Annotated in this window: 13 protein-coding genes; 2 read left to right on the top strand and 11 right to left on the bottom strand. The window is 70.7% G+C overall.

What is annotated here, in order from left to right; translation table 11 throughout:
* Positions 1 to 1,186, top strand: a 1,186-nt coding sequence (locus tag GCG21_RS11840) for an ISL3 family transposase (protein WP_152909900.1), incomplete at its 5' end; no start/stop codon positions are given.
* A gap of 165 nt (positions 1,187 to 1,351) precedes the next feature.
* On the opposite strand, the gene GCG21_RS11850 is transcribed toward GCG21_RS11840, so the two are convergent.
* From GCG21_RS11850 to GCG21_RS11865, 5 genes are all read right to left on the bottom strand, one after another.
* On the bottom strand, positions 1,352 to 1,924 hold the full coding sequence (locus GCG21_RS11850) for a type IV toxin-antitoxin system AbiEi family antitoxin domain-containing protein (protein ID WP_152909902.1): 573 nt from the start codon (positions 1,922 to 1,924) through the stop codon (positions 1,352 to 1,354).
* A gap of 280 nt (positions 1,925 to 2,204) precedes the next feature.
* Positions 2,205 to 2,354, bottom strand: a complete 150-nt coding sequence (locus GCG21_RS16305; RefSeq protein ID WP_194165067.1) for a hypothetical protein — start codon at positions 2,352 to 2,354, stop codon at positions 2,205 to 2,207.
* Between the two features lie 214 nt (positions 2,355 to 2,568).
* Complete coding sequence (locus GCG21_RS11855; protein ID WP_152909903.1) at positions 2,569 to 5,310, bottom strand: ABC transporter permease; 2,742 nt, start codon at positions 5,308 to 5,310, stop codon at positions 2,569 to 2,571.
* The gene (locus GCG21_RS11860) at positions 5,307 to 6,044 is read right to left on the bottom strand and encodes an ABC transporter ATP-binding protein (RefSeq protein WP_152909904.1); all 738 of its coding nucleotides are present in this window, start codon (positions 6,042 to 6,044) and stop codon (positions 5,307 to 5,309) included. The genes GCG21_RS11855 and GCG21_RS11860 overlap by 4 nt, the downstream gene beginning before the upstream one ends.
* The gene (locus GCG21_RS11865) at positions 6,041 to 6,721 is read right to left on the bottom strand and encodes a PadR family transcriptional regulator (RefSeq protein WP_152909905.1); all 681 of its coding nucleotides are present in this window, start codon (positions 6,719 to 6,721) and stop codon (positions 6,041 to 6,043) included. The genes GCG21_RS11860 and GCG21_RS11865 overlap by 4 nt, the downstream gene beginning before the upstream one ends.
* A 185-nt stretch (positions 6,722 to 6,906) precedes the next feature.
* Here GCG21_RS11865 and GCG21_RS11870 point away from each other — a divergent pair, with 185 nt between their 5' ends.
* Positions 6,907 to 9,189 (top strand): efflux RND transporter permease subunit, encoded by a 2,283-nt coding sequence (locus GCG21_RS11870; RefSeq protein ID WP_152909906.1) that lies wholly within the window; start codon positions 6,907 to 6,909, stop codon positions 9,187 to 9,189.
* 118 nt (positions 9,190 to 9,307) lie between these two features.
* Here the strand turns inward: GCG21_RS11870 and GCG21_RS11875 are convergent, their stop codons facing one another.
* The 6 genes from GCG21_RS11875 to GCG21_RS11905 form a co-directional block, all read right to left on the bottom strand.
* Positions 9,308 to 9,583, bottom strand: a complete 276-nt coding sequence (locus GCG21_RS11875) for a hypothetical protein (protein WP_152909907.1) — start codon at positions 9,581 to 9,583, stop codon at positions 9,308 to 9,310.
* A 666-nt stretch (positions 9,584 to 10,249) separates the two neighbouring features.
* Positions 10,250 to 10,510, bottom strand: a complete 261-nt coding sequence (locus tag GCG21_RS11880) for a type II toxin-antitoxin system RelE/ParE family toxin (protein ID WP_194165075.1) — start codon at positions 10,508 to 10,510, stop codon at positions 10,250 to 10,252.
* On the bottom strand, positions 10,507 to 10,749 hold the full coding sequence (locus GCG21_RS11885; protein ID WP_152909908.1) for a type II toxin-antitoxin system prevent-host-death family antitoxin: 243 nt from the start codon (positions 10,747 to 10,749) through the stop codon (positions 10,507 to 10,509). Before GCG21_RS11885 ends, GCG21_RS11880 begins: the two co-directional genes overlap by 4 nt.
* 517 nt (positions 10,750 to 11,266) lie before the next feature.
* Complete coding sequence (locus tag GCG21_RS11895) at positions 11,267 to 13,597, bottom strand: sugar phosphate isomerase/epimerase (RefSeq protein ID WP_194165068.1); 2,331 nt, start codon at positions 13,595 to 13,597, stop codon at positions 11,267 to 11,269.
* A gap of 447 nt (positions 13,598 to 14,044) precedes the next feature.
* Complete coding sequence (locus GCG21_RS11900; RefSeq protein WP_152909910.1) at positions 14,045 to 15,430, bottom strand: GH25 family lysozyme; 1,386 nt, start codon at positions 15,428 to 15,430, stop codon at positions 14,045 to 14,047.
* Between the two features lie 82 nt (positions 15,431 to 15,512).
* Entirely contained in the window at positions 15,513 to 18,962 is a 3,450-nt protein-coding gene (locus tag GCG21_RS11905; RefSeq protein WP_152909911.1) for a glycosyltransferase, read from the bottom strand.
* Positions 18,963 to 19,001: the final 39 nt, after the last annotated feature.

Genomic DNA, 19,001 nt, shown 5'->3' on the forward strand with positions numbered 1-19,001 from the left:
GGCGTGTGGTGTGGTCGCGGTGAAGGTCCATTCCCGGCGCCAGCAGCGGCTGCGTGATCTGCCGATCGCGGGTGCGGTCGAGGTGTGGTGGGCCAAGCGGCGCTGGTTCTGCCGGGAAGAGCTGTGCCGGCGTGGCACGTTCGCCGAGTCCACCATCCAGGTCCCCAGGTTCGCGCGGTCCACTACGCGGCTGAAGAATCAGGTCGTGGCCGCGGTGGTCGACTCCGGTCGAGCCGCCAGCGAAGTTGCCCGCGCTCACGGGATCTCATGGTGGCTGGTCCAATCGGCACTGGCTGCCGCGGCGCTCGTCCTACCCGCCGCCGACGATCTGGTCGTGACGCGCTTGGGCATCGATGAGCACCGGTACCGGTCCGTACGGTTCTTCCGTGACGAGCACGGGACCTGGCGCCGGTTCGAGCCGTGGATGACGACCCTGGTCGACCTGGCCACCGGACAGGTCCTGGGCATCGTCGACGGCCGCGACAGCACGGGCGTGGGCGCCTGGCTCAGCGCCCGCCCACAATCATGGCGGGACCGCATCGAGGTCGTCGCGATCGACCCGTCGGCCGCGTTCCGTAAGGCCCTGCGCGAGCACCTGCCCCGCGCCGCGGTCTCGGTCGACAAGTTCCACCTCGTCAAACTCGCCAACGACACGCTCACCAAGGTCCGCCAGCGCCTGGCCCGCGACCAGCACGGCCGCCGAGGGCGCAAGAGCGACGCGGCCTGGGCGCACCGGATGCTGCTGCTCCGCGGAGCCGACACGCTGTCCCCACGTGGCTGGGCCAGGCTGGAGAAGGTCTTCACCGACGATGACCCCACAGACGAGCTCTCCGCCGCGTGGGGCGTCAAGGAGCAGCTCCGCCGCCTCCTCGGCGCCGACACCCTCGCCCAGGCGTGGCGAGAGCGGATGAGACTGGGTCACTACGTCCAGACCGCGAACATGCCCGAGACCGACCGCCTCTACGAGACCATCCTCACCTGGTGGGACGCCATCGAAGTCCTCATCATCACCGGCGCCACGACCGCGAAAGTCGAAGCCGCGAACACCACGATCAAGAACATCAAGCGCACCGGCCGCGGATTCAGGAACTCCGCCAACTACCAGGCCCGTATACTCCTGGCCAGCGCCGCTCGAGCAGCAGCGCGAACACCAATCACAGCAGGCCTTTCACCACGAACCGCGTAGAGCCACGTTGCTCGTGTGCCCGATTCCCCAAGTCTCAGTTTGATGCCCATCCCTCCCTTGACTGCAACGGCCTCGGGGAGCATCTGCGCTACGACGAGCGTGCACAGCATGACCCGAGCCCGGGCCACCGGTATCACCAGCCCTTCCGCAACCTCGGCCAGTCGCTCATTGAGCTGCGTGATATTCCGCGGCGGACTCGCGCCTGCCATTCCACCCTCCCTTCAATTCATGTGCTTCCGTGGCACTGATCAGGCCTCGTAGCTCCGCCTCGTCGAGCAGTGCCCGCCAGCGCTCGTGCGGCATCCGAGGACGGAGATCCTCGAGTGCCCGCCGAACTGTCGTCGCGGGAATGCCGTCATACCTCGTGATGTCCGCGTCGGGCACGTCGACACGAGACTCGAGCGCCATCCATTCGGGGAGTGCCCGCCGGACGCGACGGCGCGTCCCCACCCGAATCCTCTTCGGATTGAACTGGCCGATGCCCAGGAGGTCGAACACGGACTCACGCTGAAGGAATGCCCCCGCGCCTCCAAGCGCCACAGCCACGGCAGGCTCCGTCAGTCGCGACGTGGGCGCTCCCCGATGCACATAGACCCCGTGACCGTAGCGGCGAAGCGCACCACGGGAGGCGAGCTTGCGCACCTCCACCGGCGGCACCCCGGCGTCGTCGGCGGACGCAACGGTCACCACGCCGTGGTGGGATACGGCGACCTCCCACAGATCACGCCGATACGTCAACGCGCCACCTCCACGTCAATACCGTACCAGTTCTAGTACGGTATTGACTACGGCAGGCAATCTCGACTGTTCCCCAACACCCACACACCCCGGTCCACCACGCGGAGCGGCCGCGGCGCGCTCGACGATCCTCGTGACCACGGCGCTCTCGATCGGCGTCGTGACGGCCATCGCGGCCCTCCTCGGCTGAGGCGGACCGACCCCGTCGTCGCAGGCCCAAGACATGTGACGGCCCGGGCACCGCCCTCCCCATGCGGGCGCCACCCGGGCCGGACGTACGCTATGCGCGGTTCCTGGCGCGCGTGACGAGCGACATGATCACCGAGATCACCAGCAGGATGATGCCCAGCCAGATCAGGAACTTCGCGGCCGCGATGAAGACGCCGAGCAGCGCGAGCACGATGCCGACGATGATGAGTGTGAGCCACATGATCGGTCCTCCTCCATTCGTCCCGCGGGCGCTGGTCGCACCGGTCGGGGCCGTGTCTGTGACGCTACCGACGCGCACCGACCGCCGCACCACCCCCTCGCAATCTGATCTCGAAGCCACCGCGGACCCCGTGCGAGCGGCACCCCGGGAGAGCCGCGATGCCCGATCCGGCGCAGCTCGCCCGGCCTGCACGGGAGCCCGCAGGCCACCCACGTCACTGCGCCAGGCGCCTCCGCACCGGCAGGCGGGAGCGGCTCAGCAACCAGCCGCCGGCGACGGCGAGCAGCGGCAGCCCGATGGCCAGCGCGCCGACATGGGGCCACGGCACGATCGTCTCCCAGAGGTAGCCGGTGAACCGGTCCGTCTGCTGCCATCGGCCGATCACGAAGGCGAGCAGGAGCCCGGTGCTCACGCCCGCGAGTGTGCCGACGATCGCGACCACCCCGGCCTGGGCGCTCGTGATCCGCCGGCGAACCCGCGGGCTCGCGCCCACGGCCGAGAGCGTGGCGAGGTCGGCGCGGGAGTCGGTCACGGCCAGCCCCACGCTCAGCCCGGTCGCGAGCAGCGCCACCACGAGGGCGGCACCGACGATGATGGCTGCCAGGTCCGCGTCGCTGCGCTTGCCGCCCATCTCCCCCTCATAGGTCAGCCGCACGTTCGCATCGATATCGGACAGGTCCCGGTTGAGCGAGTCCACATCGGCCTGGTCGAGGTCCACACCGGTCACCACGGCTCCGGCGGTACGGATGCCGAACAGCGGATCGCCCGCATCGGTACCGCCCGGGTCGGCATCCCCTGCCCGCTCGCCGCGATCGGCCAGGGCGACCTGGGCCGCACCCTCGAGATCCTCGGCGAGGGGCGGCGGCACCACGAGGTCGTATGCCTGCGAGGCCCACTCCACGAGGTGTCCACGAGCGGTCACCTCCGCCGTGGCCGGCTGGTAGTCGTCGTCCATGACCGTGAGGTGCACCCGTCCGTCGGGCCAGATCGCCTCCGGGTCGTTGACCACCACCTCCCCGCGCGAGAGCGCGTCGGCGGCCGCCGCGGCCCCGTCGAGCCCGAGCGCGCCGACCATCGAGCCGTCGTCCACGAGGGCGCCGGATCCCCAGGTGAAGCCGGCCGACGCGGACGGCACGACCCGGCACCGTTCGTCGGTGGCGTCCTCCGAGTACTCCTGATCCTCCGGGCACACCGTGGCCGGATCGGGCAGCGCCGCCGCCGACCAGGAGGAGTTCGGTCCCGTGTGAGTCGTCGACTCGAGCAGGCGCACCGGGACCATCCGGGCCTGCGGGAGTACGCCGCCGATCGCGCGTTCGACCCGGTCGTACTGTTCCACCAGGCCCTCGGCGTCCTGATCCCACGTGCTCAGGCTGACCAGTCCCACCTGGTCCGCGGCCACCGGGCGCCAGATCGCCTCCTGCACCCGGGCATCGCTCGCGATCCACACGAGCCCCACGGTCGCCGCGGCCACGGCTGCCAACACGGCCGCCACCGCGGGGGCCGTCCGGCTGCGGTGCCGACGGGCATCACGCAGCGCGAACCGGGCGGGCAGGCGCATCATCGGAGCGAGCCGGCCGACCAGTTCCACGAGCATCCCCGCGGCCATGACGAGCCCGATCTCCATCACGATCACGCCGACGGCGAGCAGCACCGGTTCGCTCACGGTTGCCGCCACCACCCCCATCGCCACGCCAGCGCCCGCCAGGCTCAGCCCCGTCCAGGCAACCCGCCTACGGGCCGGTACGTCACCGCGGCGCCCCGCGAGCGCCATCACCACGTCGGCCGACGCGGCGCTCCGGGCCGGGAACCACGCCGCGGCCAACCCCAGCAGCAACGCGATCGCGGCGATGCCGGCCGGCTCGAGCACCGGGATCACGAGGTTCGGCAACGGATAGGTCGAGCCCTGCCGAGTCAGGAACCAGACCACCGTTCCCGCGCTGCCGACCGCCAGGCCGACCACGCCCGCGATCACGCCGGCCACGAGTCCCGAGGCGAGCACGATCCGGCGCACATCGCCCGGTGCCCCGCCCGAGGCCGCCACCAGTGCCAGCATGCGGGCGTTGCGCTTGGCGCCCACGGCGAACGCGGGCCCCACGAGCAACACGATCTCCAGCAGCCCCAGCGCGACCACGGCCGCGATCACCCCGACCACCCGGGCCGTGTCCCCGGAGTCGCCGTAAGAAGCAGCCGGAACCTGCTCCGGCGGCGGCGGATCCTCGTACACGGCCCGACTCGCCACCACCATCCCGATGGCATTGAGGTTCTGCACGTCGCCCCACGTCACCGGCGCATCCCCGACGACGAACCAGATCGGCTCGCTCCCACCCACCGTGGACGCGCCGACGAGGCCGGCCACGGGTGAGCTCGAGTCGCCGATGCCGACCACCTCGACCTCCACCGAGTCGAGTTCCACGCGGTCGCCGATTCCCACGCCGAGCCGGTCGGCGATCTGGCGCCGCAGCACGATCTGTCCGGTCCCCGGCCCGGCGTGCCCCTCGACCTCGCCGAGGAGCCCGGGCACGGACGCGGCGTCGAGCACGAGGAACTCGGCCGAGCGTACGAGGGCCCGCCCACTACGGATGGGCAGGCCGACCCGCCCGGCCGGGGTGACGTCGTCCCCACGCGGCAGCAGCGACGCGAGGTCGCCCGGGTCCACCGCGCCGAGGTCGGCGGCCGAGCTGTCGCAGCCGTCGGTGCCCAACGGATCCTGCTCGATCGGCGCGCGCACGTCGCCACAGCCCACGCTCAGCCGGGCCTGGGCGCTCGAGCCCATCTGCCAGGAGATCCGGGTCTCGGTAGTCGGCGTGCTCGTGCGGATCCCGCCCACGACGAACGCGCCCGCGGCGACCGGGAGCATCATGAGCAGCACGACGAGCGCGGTGCGGCCCTTGCTGCGCAGCGCGTCCCGGCGGGCGATCCGCAGTGCCACCCGCCAGCGCGCGAGCCGGGCCGTCATCGCGGTCTGCTCCCGGTCAACAGCTGCCCCGGATCGTCGGCATCGGTGGCGTCGACGATCACGCCGTCACGGAGGAACACGGTGCGATCGGCCCAGGCGGCGAACCGCGGCTCGTGAGTCACCAGCAGCCCGGCCGCGCCGGCGTCGACGCGGGCGCGCACGACCCGCATGACCGCCTCCCCGGTGGCGGAGTCGAGCGCCCCGGTCGGTTCGTCGGCGAGGATGAGCCGGCGCGGGCCCACCAGTGCCCGGGCGATCGCGACCCGCTGCTGCTGCCCGCCCGAGAGCTCGTCCGGGAAGCGGTCGGCCAGCTCGGCCAGGCCGACGTCGGCGAGGGAGTCCAGCGCCTCGCGGCGGGCCCGACGCACGCGCAGACCGTCGAGCTCGCGGGGCAGGGCGACGTTCTCGGCGGCGGTGAGGGCGGGGATGAGGTTGAAGTCCTGGAACACGTAGCCGATTCGCCGCCGCCGCAGCGCGGCCCGCCCCTTCGCGTCCAGGCCGGAGAGGACGTCCCGGGTCACGCGCACGCTGCCGGCGGTGGGACTGTCGAGCCCGCCGGCGAGGTTGAGCAGTGTGGACTTGCCCGAGCCCGAGGGCCCCATGACGGCCACGAGCTCGCCCATGCGCACGGTCAGGCTCACGCCGTCGAGGGCGCGCACCTCCTGGGCGCCGTGCCCGTGCACGCGCACGAGGTCGGTCAGGGTGAGCACGATCGGTTCGGCCGGGGCGGTCATCGATTCGTCGCCTTCCGGTCGGGGGTGTTCGTCGCCTTCGGCGCCGGCGTATGGACGACGCGTGGCCGGCTCGCGGCCCGTTCGGCGCGGGATTCGATGTGGTCGAGCCAGCGGAGTTCGGCCTCCGCGGTGAAGACGTGATGGTCGAGCACGAGCGACCAGGCCAGGTCCGGGTCGCTGTCGGGATCGGTTCGGGCGACCAGTCTCGTCAGGTCCCGCAGTGCGCGCATGGTCTCGGAGCGTTGCCGTTGCACCACCTCACGGACGTCGACCCCGGGCATCGTGACGGCGAGCGAGATCTTGATCACGAGTTCGTCGCGCTCGGGCGTGCCGCGGTTCACGGGGGTGTGCCACCACTCGGCTGCGGCCGAGCGACCGGCCCGGGTGAGCGTGTATTGCTCGACCTCCGGTTCGCCGGGCGCGCCGTGGCCCGCATTCGCACCTGTGGCCGGGGCGGCGCCGGTATCGGCAGCGGGGCCCGCATCGGCGCCGCCCGGCGGTTCGGCGGCGACCCGGGTGATGAGCCCATCGCGTTCGAGCCGCTGCGCCGTGGTGTACACCTGCCCGATGTTGAGCGGCCAGGTGCCGCCCGTGCGGGCCTCGAACTCCCGGCGCAGCCGAGCCACGCCCATGGGCTGCACGCTCAGCAGCGCGAGGATTCCCTGCTTGACCGACATCTCGCCTCCGGCTCACTTACTCGGTAACCGATCGGGTCGACCCTAGCAGTTACTCGGTAACCTCGGGAGCGGACGGCGCCGATTCCGCCGACGGGCCGGATCGGGGTCACCAGGTCGCCCGGAACCTGCCCACTGGCCGAGGTGGCGGGCGCTACCCTGGCCGGAGCCGCGCGAGGAAGGTCACGATGTCTCATCTGCAGCCGCCGAACGAGCCGAACGACCCGAATGGCGGGGACGGCGCCGCCCGGCGCGGGAGGTCCGGCTCGCCGGAGCCCGACACGCCCGGGCAGCCGGGCACCTCCGCGCCGCCCGAGCATCGCGCCTCGGCCCGCCGGGGCGCCGCGTGGGCTCGCGTGGTCATCCCCGCGCTCGTCATCGTCGCCTGGCTCGTCGGCGCCGCGATCGGCGGGCCCTATTTCGGCAAGGTGAGTGAGGTCTCCTCGAACGACTCCACCGCGTACCTGCCCACGAGCGCCGAGGCCACCCAGGTGCAGAACCGCCTGCCCGAGTTCCTCGGCGACGACGCGATCCCGGCCGTCGTCGTCATCACGGGCGAGCAGAAGCTCACCGAGGAGCAGCTGCACACGCTCGCCGACCTGGCGACCGGACTGGGCGACCTGCCCGAGGTGAGTGGCGCCGTCTCCCCGCCGATCCCCTCCGAGGACGGGCGCGCCGTCGAGATCTTCGTCCCCCTCGATGCGGATGCGGACGTCGACGCCGCGGTCGAGGCGCTGCGCTCCGAGCTGGCGAGCACGCTTCCCGCCGACCTGACGAGCTACGTCACGGGCCCGGCCGGATTCCTGGGCGACCTGGTCGAGGCGTTCGGCGGCATCGACACGCTCCTGCTGCTCGTGGCGATCGCGGCGGTGTTCGTCATCCTCGTGATCGTCTACCGGTCCCCGCTGCTGCCGCTCATCGTGCTGTCGACGAGCCTGTTCGCGCTGTGCGTCGCGCTCCTGACCGTGTGGTGGCTCGCGAAGGCCGGCGTCGTGCTGCTCAGCGGCCAGACCCAGGGCATCCTGTTCATCCTCGTGATCGGCGCGGCCACGGACTACTCGCTGCTGTACGTCTCGCGCTACCGGGAGGCGCTGCGCGATCACCACCGCCGGTGGGAGGCCACGCGCGAGGCCTGGCGCGGCTCCGTCGGGGCGATCACGGCCTCCGGCAGCACGGTCATCGCCGGGCTGCTGTGCCTGCTGCTGAGCGAGCTCGCCTCGAACCGGGATCTGGGCCCGATCGCCGCGATCGGCATCGTGTTCGCGATGCTCGCCGCGCTCACGTTCCTGCCCGCGCTGCTCATGGCCTGCGGCCGGACCGCGTTCTGGCCGCGCCGCCCCCACGTACTCGCCGCGGGGGCCGCAGGCGAGCAGAGCGACGCGCATCTGCCCACCAAGGGGGTGTGGGCACGCCTCCCGGCGTTCGTGCAGCGGCGGCACCGGCCGGTGTGGATCACGGTGGTCGTGCTCCTGCTCGGGGCGTGCGTGGGCCTGGGCCAGCTCAAGGCCGAGGGCGTGCCGCAGAGCGACCTCGTGCTCGGCGCCTCCGAGGCCCGTGCCGGGCAGGAGGCGCTGGCCGAGCACTTCCCCGGCGGCTCGGGCAGCCCCGTCTACGTCATCACCTCCGCCGACGACCTGCAGGAGGTGGCAGGGGTGTTGCTCACCGGCGACGACATCGGGGCGGTCTCGGTGGCGGCCGCCGAATCGCCGAGCGGTTCCGCTCCGGTGACCACGGACGGCGTCCAACCGGCCGGGCCTCCCGGCTCCCCCGCCCCGGACCCGACCGTCTCGCACGGCGACGTGCTGCTGCAGGCCACGCTCACCGTGGCTGCAGACTCCGCGGCCGCCGGCGACGTGGTCCGCGACCTGCGGGCCGAGCTGGGCGATCGGGCCCAGATCGGCGGCGTGAGCGCCACCGACGTGGACTCCAACGACGCCTCGATCCGCGACCGCACGCTCATCATCCCGATCGTGCTCGTGGTGATCCTGGGCATCCTCATGCTGCTGCTGCGTTCCGTGGTGGCCCCGCTCATGCTCATCGGCACCGTGGTGCTCTCCTTCGGCGCCACGCTGGGCATCGCGGCGCTCGTGTTCAACCACGTGTTCCACATGCCCGGCGCCGATCCGGCCGTGCCGCTGTTCGGGTTCGTGTTCCTCGTGGCGCTCGGGATCGACTACAACATCTTCCTCATGACCCGGGTGCGGGAGGAGTCGGTGCGCCACGGCACCCACGCCGGCATCGGCCGCGGGCTGGCGATCACCGGCGGGGTCATCACCTCCGCGGGCCTCGTGCTCGCGGCCACGTTCGCGGCGCTCTCGGTGATCCCGATCCTGTTCCTCGTCCAGATCGCGTTCATCGTGGCCTTCGGGGTCCTCCTCGACACGCTCCTCGTGCGCTCGATCCTCGTGCCCGCCCTCGGGCACCAATTCGGCCGGCACCTGTGGTGGCCCTCGAAGAAGATCACGGACTAGGGACGGCGCCCGGTCGCCTCGTGCACACGGGCCGCACCTGGGTGCGTCCAGCCCGCCAGGGCGTGTCCACCGCACCCAGGTCCCCGCGCTGCGGCCGAGCCTCGGCCCTAGGGCGGAGTCAGTTCGCGGGTTCGGTGGGCAGCTCGCCCAGCAGGTCGACTGCTCCCCAGCCGAGATCGTCGGCCAGAAAGTAGGCGAATCCACCGACCGTGAACGTGTAGTCCCGACCGAGCTCGAAGCCGGCTGCCAGGGCGTCCTGCTCCTCCTTGCTCACGTGCGGCTTGGCGGCGATCGTGGGGCAGTTCGAGCTGTAGATGCTCAGCCCCTGGCTCGTGCGCCTCCCGCTGTTGCGCCAGGAGTCGACGGCCGTGACAGTGCACGTGATGTCCTTCATGGTGAGCCGATCCGCCGTCCACGTGGCCCCCCAAAGCAGCAACCCGACCGGCCCCAGCGCCAGGAAGCCAACGGCGACTATGACCAGGATCCTGCTCCTGAGTGACAGTCCCTCGCGCCGCGGGAGGGCGCGCGGCCGCTCTTCTCGTCGGTGCTTCACCATGATCGCGGCATACGGAACGCCGCACCCTCCTCGTGTCGTGTCGCCCGGCGGGACCGGTGCCTCGGCCGCGTTGATTTTACTCGACAGACACCGAGGTCAGGCACTCGACCCCCGTGAAGCCCGCCTCTGCCGATCGGCCGGCGCGGCCCGCGGTGGGCGACCGGACATCCGACGCTCGCAGGCTGCTCTCACACGATTGTTGGAGTAGACCGTGAGAAGAGCGTGCCATCCGGCTGCGCTATTCCTTCATGAGGCCTGCGGGACCACCCGACGGTATCCACACCAGGAGTGAACTTGCGGATTCTGCCGAGGCCCGCGCGGATGAGATCCAGTCGGCACCGTGATGAGATGCACCGTCCCCGAGTCGGCGTGAAGCGACGGCACAGTGCCGTACCCGCCGAAAATGCATGCACGCGTGCCAGACGGGAGGCTCTGCCCTGCAGGTTCGTGCCCTTCGACAAGGCCCTCAGCGTGTCCGACGAATCGCGGTACCGGGAAAGGCCGTCAGCGGTAGACCTCCCGACGGTGACCGAGACGAAGCACGAGGACGACAACCTCCTCGTCGATCACGTCGTATACAACCCGGTAGTCGCCCACACGGATGCGCAGCTCGCCGTTGCCGCCCCTCAACTGCAGACAGCCGGGCGGACGAGGCTCATCGGCAAGCGCATCGATGGCGCGCAGGATGCGGCGAGCGACCTCGCCGTCGACCCTTCGCAGCGACTTCAGAGCAGATCGCGCGTACGTGATCTGCAGGAGCGTCAGAGTCCGAACTCCGCCATGACCTCGGCGTGGGAGATGCGAGACTCCTTGCGAGCTTCGGCGGCGGCGCTGATGTCAGCCTGATCCTCGAGCGCCGCTATCGCACGGTCGAAGAACTCAGGGGAAACGACGACGGCGCGACGCCGGGCACCGCGCGAGGTGATCTCGACGGGACCGCGCTGGGCAGCGGCGATATAGTCGCTCTGCCTATTGCGAAACTGCGAGAGAGTCACGGAATTCATGTCCTAAGTGTACAACTTGTACACAACGCGTCCAAGCACTCGGAACGCAGCAGCCTCGGGCATTATAGCGCAGACCGGAACTGCGCCGCGTTGCGGCGGGGAGGCGACTCTCCAACAGCGGACGCCGTGATCGCGACCAGCCCGGTGCCGGGCGCGCGAGTGACCAGGATGCCCAGGTCACTGCCCGGACTACCTGTGCCACGAGCCGCGGAGCCGAATGCGCGGAGGTTGCGTAGGCCCGGGCGACCGGCGAGGCTCACCAGGATGCGCCGACGCCCCGCCGCATCGCACGGGCCCCACGACTCACCGATCGAGGCGGAAACACCCTCCCGGTCGGATGCCGATCGACGCCCCACGCCACCTTCTACGGATCGGCAATGAAACGCGCCGACTCCTACTCTCACGCGAATGTGAGAGTAGATCGTTAGAGTAGCCGCCGGCGGGACGACGATGGGCGGGACCCTCCGAAGGATCCCGCCCATCGCGGTTCGTGCGGGCCGGGCCCGCTCTGGCCGAACTAGCCGGCGTTCACGCCGAGCTGGCGGCGACGCGTCACCAGGATGGCGGCACCGACGAGGAGCAGCAGCGCCGAGGCTGCGGCGACTCCGCCGACGTCGCTACCGGTCTCGGGCAGGCTGCCCGAACCGCCGTCGCCGGCGGCCGCATCGTCGGACGCACCGGACTCACCGGACTCACCGGACTCGCCGGACGTGTCCTGGTCGCCCCCGTCGGTGTCGGGCGCGGTGAACGTGTGGGTCCACTCGGCGGTCGCGCCGTCGGCGAGCACGAAGCCCTCGAGGGCACGAGCCGTGACGGTCACGCTGCCCTCACCGGCGTGGACGCCGGCCTCGACGACCGTGCCGTCCACGAGGTACTCCACGCCCTCGGACGCGGGGATGGTGAAGGTCGCGTCGTCGTCGGAGAAGGTGACCTCCGCGGGCGTCACGGCGGTCGGCGCGTAGGCGTCGAGCCCGGTGAGGTACTCGTACCCCTCGGTCACGAAGCTCTCGCCGTCGGCCGCGACGTCGTACTCCATGATGTAGTACTCGACCGCGGTGTCCTGCGCGGCGGCGAGGATCGCCTGCAGGTTGTTGTCGCCGTCACCGAGGTTGGTGAACGACGGGCGGTCCGCGATGCCGAGGCCGTCGCCGTCCTTGATGTGCAGCATCGAGACCCGGTCGCCGTACTCGCGCAGCAGCGCCGGAACGTCCATGCGGCCGTGGGTGGCCCAGGCGACGTCGACCTCGAAGGTCACGTACTCGGGGTTGGTCTCGCGCACGAGGATCTCCCAGGCGGAGAGCAGCTCGCCCTCGTGCACGTACTTCGTGAGCATCTCGCCGGCGTGGTTGTGGCCGAAGAACTTGCCCACCCCCGCGTCGACGGAGCGCTTGCCGAGCCGGTCCATCGTGGCGGCGGTCGCGAGCGTGTTCTCGTAGGTGTCGACGCCGGGGGCGGCGAAGCCGCCCGAGCCCACGTACTCCTGGCCGACGGTCTTGACGTACTCGAGGGTCTCGTCGAAGGTGTCCTCGTCCGTGTTGTAGTGGGAGGACGGGACGTGCAGGCCGAGCTCATCGGTCATGGCCCGGAACTCTTCGGCCGTGTAGTCGGAGAAGTTCCCGCCGAAGGGCTCGATGTTCTTGATGCCGATGTCGGCGAGCGTGCCGAGCACCGGTTCGAGTCCGTCCTCGCCCACCCAGGGGATGAGGGAGAACAGCTGCACGCCGACCTTGTCGGCCGGGACCGTCACGCGGTCGGCCGAGTCGAGGGTGAAGGTGTGCGACCACGCGGCGGCGCTCCCCTCGGTGAGGGTGTAACCGTCGAGGGTGCGGGCCGTGATCGTCACGTCGCCCTTGCCGGCGTAGTAGCCGGGCTCGAGCACCTGACCGTCGAGCACGTACTCGACTCCCTGGACCGAGGGCACCAGGTAGGTGGCGTCCGCGTCGGAGAACGTGACGTCCTCCGTGGTGGCGGGGATGTACGGCGGGGTGATGCCCGTGAGGTACTCGAAACCGTTGGTCACGAAGCTGTTGCCGTCGGCGGCCCGGTCGTACTCCATGATGTAGTACTCGATGTTGCCGTCCGCGGCGGCCGCGAGGATCTCCTGGAGCTTGTTCTCACCGTCGCCGAGGTTGGTGAAGGTGGGGCGATCGGCGGTACCCAGCCCGTCGCCGTCCTTGATGTGGAGCAGTTCGACGCGGTCGCTGTACTTGCGCAGCAGGGCGGGCACGTCGACGTTCGCGTGCGCGGCCCAGGCGACGTCGACCTCGAAGGTGACGTACTTGGGGTCGGTCTCCGCGACGAGGATCTCCCACGCCATGAGGTCTTCACCGTTGTGCTCGTACGTCTTGAGTAGCTCGGAGGTGTGGTTGTGGCCGAAGAACTTGCCCGTGCCCGCCTCGACGGACCTCTTGCCGAGCCGGTTCATCGCCTCGGCGGTCGCGAGCGTGTTCGCGTAGGTGTCGATGCCCGGGTCGGGGAAGCCGCCCGAGCCCACGTACTCCTGACCGATGGTCTTGACGTACTCGAGCGTGGTGTCGAAGGTGTCCTCGTCCACGTTGTAGTGGGACGACGACACGTTGAGGTCGTACTTGTCGGCGAGCGCCTTGAACTCCTCGGCCGTGAGGTCCGAGAAGTTGCCGCCGTACGGTTCGATGTTCTGGATGCCGACCTCCTGGAGGCGCTGGAACACGGCTTCGAGGCCGACGTCCTCCACCCAGGGGATGAGCGAGTACAGCTGGACGCCGACCTGGTCGGCCGGCACGGTCACGTTCGCCGCGTCCGCCGTGTCGGCGAGGGCTCCGCTCACACCGAGCGGGAGCACGAGCGCGCCGGCGAACAGCGCACCCACCCCCCGGGCCGACCAACGGGCCCGTCGCTTGCTAGCTACCACATTTCCTCCTTGAAACTCTGCACGTGGCCCGCGTTCACCGGCAACGGGTGTTGCCGCGAGGCGGGCCCTCATCGAGTGCTCCACCCCGACCGCCCCCGACCTCACTGCTCGGGGCGCCCGAGTGGCGCTCACCACAGACTATCGGAACTTTCGTATAGGTCAAGATAAAAGTAGTCCACAGGATGTGGATTAGCGTGGCAGGTCGTTGACACATCAGTGCGACGCGCGGGGCCGCGCGCGTGCGGCCTCGCGGCACGGGGCGTGGCAGCGCGGCAGCGCCGGGCCCGCGCATCCCGGGTGCGCGGGCCCGGCCGGGTCATCGACCGGCACTACGTGCGGACGACGAACCTCACCACCCCGGACGCCTCCCGCCCGCGGTCACCCCATTGCGTATGTTCCCGCGGCTCAGCGCCGATCAAGCCGGTAGAGGAAGGCGGCCGTGGCCTCGCGGGAGATCTTGCCCCGGGGCCGGAACGTGCCGTCGTCGTAGCCCGTGGTGATCCCCTGATCGGCGAGCCACGCGATCTCCTTGCCGAAGACATAGCCGGTGGGAACGTCGCTGAAGTCGGACGGGCCGGGCCGATAGCCGCTCACGTCCTCGAACCGGTAGAGGAACGCCGCCATCGCCTCGCGCGAGATCTGGTTACGCGGCCGGAACGTGCCGTCGTCGTAGCCGGTGGTGATCCCCTGGGCGAGCAGCCAGGTGATCTCCTTGTAGAAGGGTGCGGTCGTGGGCAGGTCGCTGAAGGGTGACCTGGCGGGGGCCCTGAAGGCCGGAGCACCGGCGTACCGGTACAGGAATGCCGCCATGGCCTCGCGGGAGATCTTGTTGCGCGGCCGGAACGTGCCGTCGTCGTACCCGGTCGTGATGTCCTGACCCAGAAGCCACGAGATCTCCACGCCGAAGACGTAGTCGGCGGGAACATCGCGGAACGTCGCGAACGTCGCGAGCTGGTCGAGTGTGCCGTTGAACTGATCCTGATCGAGGGGGACGTCGGTGTACTGCCAGAACGTGTGGTTCGCCCAACCGCCCGGCAGGGTGCCGACCGAACTCGACCAGCGCGCCACCCACAGCGGGTTCGTCTCGCTGAAGGCCGTGCTGTTGCCCGTGCACTGGCCCCACCAATCGAGGTTCGTGTAGATCACGGCCTCCCGGCCCGTCCGGCGCTTGTACTCGGTCACGAAGTCCCGGACCCACCGCACCATCTGCGATGGGCTCAGGTCGTAACACTTGTCGGCGCCCGCGACCGGGTTGTACTCGATATCGAGCACGCCGGGCAGGGTCCTGCCGTCCGGTGACCAGTTGCCGCCGTTGGCGACGAAGTAGGCGGCCTGCTCCTTGGCGCCGGCGTCGATGTCCGGTCGTCCGAAGTGATAGCTGCCCCGGAACATTCCGATGTCGTAGGAGCCGTTGTACTGCTGGCCGAAGTAGGGGTTCCGGTACGCGACGCCCTCGGTCGCCTTGACGTACGCGAAGCGCTTGCCCTGGTTCCACTGGCCGCGCCAGTCCACGTTCCGCTGCCAGCTGGAGACGTCGATGCCCGGCACCCCCGGTGGGGCGGGCACCGCAGCGGGCGCCGCCCGGCCGGCCAATGCCCGAGGCTGCGCGGTCTGTTCGGCCCGCAGCGACCAGCCCATGTACGCCTCGCCGTCGTCGAGGTCGGGGCGGTCGTGCTCCTCGGAGTGCACGCCGGGGGTCTCATCCACGGGGGCCGTCTCGGCCACGGCCCCGGTCGCAGTCAGGAGACCGGCCAGTACGGTCGCCCCGAGCGTGTACACAGAACGCCTCATACGTCACATCTTTCGTCCAATGCGGGCTCAGCCGCGCTTGTGTTCGAGCTATTCGACTCCGGCACGTCAGGTTCGTGTCGGGTCACTCTCCGGCCGCCGGCCGCATGACCTGCAAGCGTGCCCCGGGCGTCGTCGTCATGACAAGGGTAGGCGTGATCACCTCCCGGAGTTGCATCGCACTGACGTGGACGTTCCTGCGGGTGCCGGCCTCGTCCAGAGCCGCCAGATGCGCGACCCGTCCCGGCTCCAGCCACGCCGTCTCCACCCTGACCCGGTATTCCCTCGGCCCGATCCGGCGCACGAGGTGGCGGCGTGCTGGTACTCCGGCGGCCTTGACCGTGACGAAGACGATGTCGAATTCGGTTCGTCGAGCGTGCAGCAGCAGGTCGAGACTCGCGTCCTCGTTCACCGCGACGTGTGCCGAGACCTCCCGGGCGGGTGCACGCAGCTGCACTCCGGCGGTGCGTGTCCACGCCAGTTCGAGGGCCCTCGAGGTTCCCGGGATCATGGAACCGTTGAGAGCCGCGCCACTGCCCTGCTCGCTGCGGCGGCTGAGCGTCCCGGACCGCGTGAGTGCGCCCCAGGTCAGGTCGACCTCGACCCGCGCCGACCGCGCCGGCGCGCCGGGATGGTCGCGGTGCAGTGCGCCGACGTCGATCGGGATGCGCATCACGTACCACGCCGCGACCCCGAAGGGGCGCGGGAGTTCCTCGGTCCGCTCGAGCCGTCCCGTGTGGTCCAGCGGCATTCTGGTGCCGTCGGCGAAGGCGAGGACGACGCTCGCACCGGCGCGATCCGGGGGTATCGCCTGGCTGATCCCGACGCGTGCGTGGACGACCAGCACGCATGGATCCTCCCAGGCGTGCCCGTCGAATAGTGCGACGAGTCGCTGCTCGTTCGTGGAGACGACGCACAGGTCGGCCGGTAGGTCGGCTCGCCCCTCGTCGGGCACGGGCAGGGCCGCGACCGTCTCCCCTCCGCGGCCTTCGAGGCGCGCGCTGCTCGTGCTCGCACCGCCCGCCTCGAGATACCGTGCAACGCTCTCGCGGCTCGTCGTCAGTGCGAGGTGGCACAGCGCTCGATGGGCCGCAGACGCGTTCTCGAGTGCCTGCACGTCCTCGGTCGAGACGGTCTCGTGCATCATGTCCACGACTGCGGCGTACTCCGGTCCGTCACCGGCCGCGGTGTTCTCGAGGTACCGGGGGAAGTGGTGGTCGACCTGGGTCCACCACCACGCCCGCCGAATGCGTGTGCTGACGCCGAGGGTATCGAGGGCTTCGGAGGTGAGGCGGATCGCCTGCTCGCGCGAGCGGACGTCCGCGAGGGAGTACATGGTCCCGGTGAGGGCCGAATCGTCGGGCCGGATGCGGTAGTGGTACGTCGTCTGCGCCACGACGTCGATCGAGGCCGCCCGGCACAGGATCTCCGTGATCACGGGTTGGTCCTCGAAGAGCACACCCTCGCGGAACCGGAATCCGTGCGCGTGCCAGAACTCCGCACGGTATGCCTTGTTCCACGTGTAGAAGTCCCGCAAGAGCTGCGGTGTCTCCTCGATCGTGGTGTGCCGATCCCGGCCGTGGAGATCTCGCACCCACTGCCGCGTCCGCAGCGAGCCGTCGGGCAGGACGCGCGCGGTCCCACCCGTGGCGAGGTCGGCACCGCTCGCCTCGAGCGCGGCGACGAGCGCCTCGAAGGCCCGGCGCGGCACCACATCGTCGGAGTCGACGAACGTGAGGTACCTCCCGCGCGCCATCCGCACACCGCTGTTCCGGACCGCCCCCAGGCCCTGGTTCTCCTGCCGAACGAGGCGGATCCGGTCATCGCGGGCGGCGAAGCGCTCCGCGATCGTGGCCGAGGCGTCGGTGCTGCCGTCGTCGATGAGGAGGATCTCCAGGTCCGTCAGGGACTGGTCGACGATGCTCCTCAGGCATTCGTCGAGGTAGTCCTCGACGTTGTAGATCGGGACGAGCACGGAGAGGAGCGGCTGCGGCTCGCCCGCGCGCGTGGCCACCACGCCGCGGGGGCGCCGCCGACGGCCGACCGTGCGGGCGGCGTCGCCGAGCCGGTCGGCCAGCCTCACCAGCCGCCGGTTCTCCGCCCGTCGGGCCCGTGCGGCCTGGGAGTCGAGTCGCCGGCGTGCGTGCTCCAGGCGGTCGGTCCGGTCACGGAGCCGCCGGCGCTCGTCCGCCAGCTGAGCGGTGAGGTCGGCGACTCGGTGTCGTTCCTCGTCCAGGGTGTCGAAGAGTGCCAGCGCTCGTGCGGCGGGTGCTGCCCACGGCCCGGTCCGCGGGAAGGGAGCGGCGGGCGAGGGTGCGGGGAACGCGGCGTCGTCAGCGAGCGCCGCCGCGCCATCCCACCATCGCTGTTGCTGTTCGCGCCTTGCCGCCATGGTGGGTTCGAGCCACTGGCGCACCTCGACCCGGCGCTCGGACAGTTCCCGAGCCGCCGCGGGAACCGACTCCCAGGATGCGGGCCCGAGCACGAATGCCCCCAGTCCGAGCGGGCAGAGAGCACCCTGCATGCGGACCGTGGAGAAGCGAGCCAGAGAGATCCCGACGGCGGGCACGCCCTGGGCCGTGGCGAACACGAGCGGGTGATATCGGGTCGAGACCGAGAGGAGCGCGCCGGCGGTCACGGCGGCCGCGGCCCGCGCCGTCATCGTCGGCAGTGCACGGATGCGCCCGCTAGTCGATCGTTCGACGATCGATGCATCGGACAGTTCGTCGACCTTCCGCACGGGTCCGGCGAGTGATCCGATGTGCGGGACGAGGAGGACGGGGGCGTCGACCTGCTCGGACAGGTCGTCGAGGGTCGTGGCCACGAGGTCGAGGTAGTCGTGTCGATCGAGTCCGCTGCGCCCGGGGTCGGCGGTGAAGCTCGCCGCCACGTATCGAACGTCGGAGGCCACGAGGTCACCGGCCACGACGTCGTCGGCCTCACGCGACGAGAGCAGGATCGCGTCGTCGCTGATGCGGTGTACGCGGGCGGCCTCGCCCCCGAGTTCGAGGGCAAGGCGGTAGCTGTCGTCGTCGCGGACCGCGAATGCCCGGGCGTACTCGATGATCTCGCCGACGAGGCGGCGTTCGCGGTCGTCGAGGGCGGGCCCGATGGTCTGGGCCGCGACCACGAGCGGCTTGCCGTGCCGCCGGGCGAGGCGGGTCAGCGCCGCCCGTTCGTCGATGTGGTGTCCGAAGCGCGAGTTCAGGTTGCCGCCGCCGCTGATGAGCACGGCGTCCGCCGCCGCGACCGCCGCGTCGAGTCGCCCCAGCGGCGTCGAGGCGTCGAGTTCGCCGGCGGCCGCCTGACCGAGCATCTCGTCGCGCCGGGCCACGGTCCAGCCGGGGTCGACGCCGACCCGCTCGACGGCCGGACGTCCGTAGAGCTCGGTGGCGGCCGATGCGTGGGTGGCCACGAGGGTGATGGCGGCGGCACCGCGCGTCGTCAGCGCCTCGACGGCGACCTCCGCCATCGCCTCGTCACCGACGTGATAGAGGTCCCGGCGTCCGATGTCCCCGAGAACCAGCCACCTCATGAATCCCGCCTCATCGTCGCACCGACACCAAGCCCTCGA

Source organism: Pseudactinotalea sp. HY160, assembly GCF_009372055.1.
In the GTDB taxonomy this organism is placed as follows: Bacteria; Actinomycetota; Actinomycetes; order Actinomycetales; family Beutenbergiaceae; genus HY158.

Excerpts from the sequence above, each read along its gene's own strand:
- GCG21_RS16305 (WP_194165067.1), bottom strand. The coding sequence starts at position 2,354 with ATGTGGCTCACACTCATCATCGTCGGCATCGTGCTCGCGCTGCTCGGC.
- GCG21_RS11855 (WP_152909903.1), bottom strand. The coding sequence starts at position 5,310 with ATGACGGCCCGGCTCGCGCGCTGGCGGGTGGCACTGCGGATCGCCCGC.
- GCG21_RS11860 (WP_152909904.1), bottom strand. The coding sequence starts at position 6,044 with ATGACCGCCCCGGCCGAACCGATCGTGCTCACCCTGACCGACCTCGTG.
- GCG21_RS11865 (WP_152909905.1), bottom strand. The coding sequence starts at position 6,721 with ATGTCGGTCAAGCAGGGAATCCTCGCGCTGCTGAGCGTGCAGCCCATG.
- GCG21_RS11870 (WP_152909906.1), top strand. The coding sequence starts at position 6,907 with ATGTCTCATCTGCAGCCGCCGAACGAGCCGAACGACCCGAATGGCGGG.
- GCG21_RS11875 (WP_152909907.1), bottom strand. The coding sequence starts at position 9,583 with ATGAAGGACATCACGTGCACTGTCACGGCCGTCGACTCCTGGCGCAAC.
- GCG21_RS11885 (WP_152909908.1), bottom strand. The coding sequence starts at position 10,749 with ATGAATTCCGTGACTCTCTCGCAGTTTCGCAATAGGCAGAGCGACTAT.
- GCG21_RS11900 (WP_152909910.1), bottom strand. The coding sequence starts at position 15,430 with ATGAGGCGTTCTGTGTACACGCTCGGGGCGACCGTACTGGCCGGTCTC.
- GCG21_RS11905 (WP_152909911.1), bottom strand. The coding sequence starts at position 18,962 with ATGAGGTGGCTGGTTCTCGGGGACATCGGACGCCGGGACCTCTATCAC.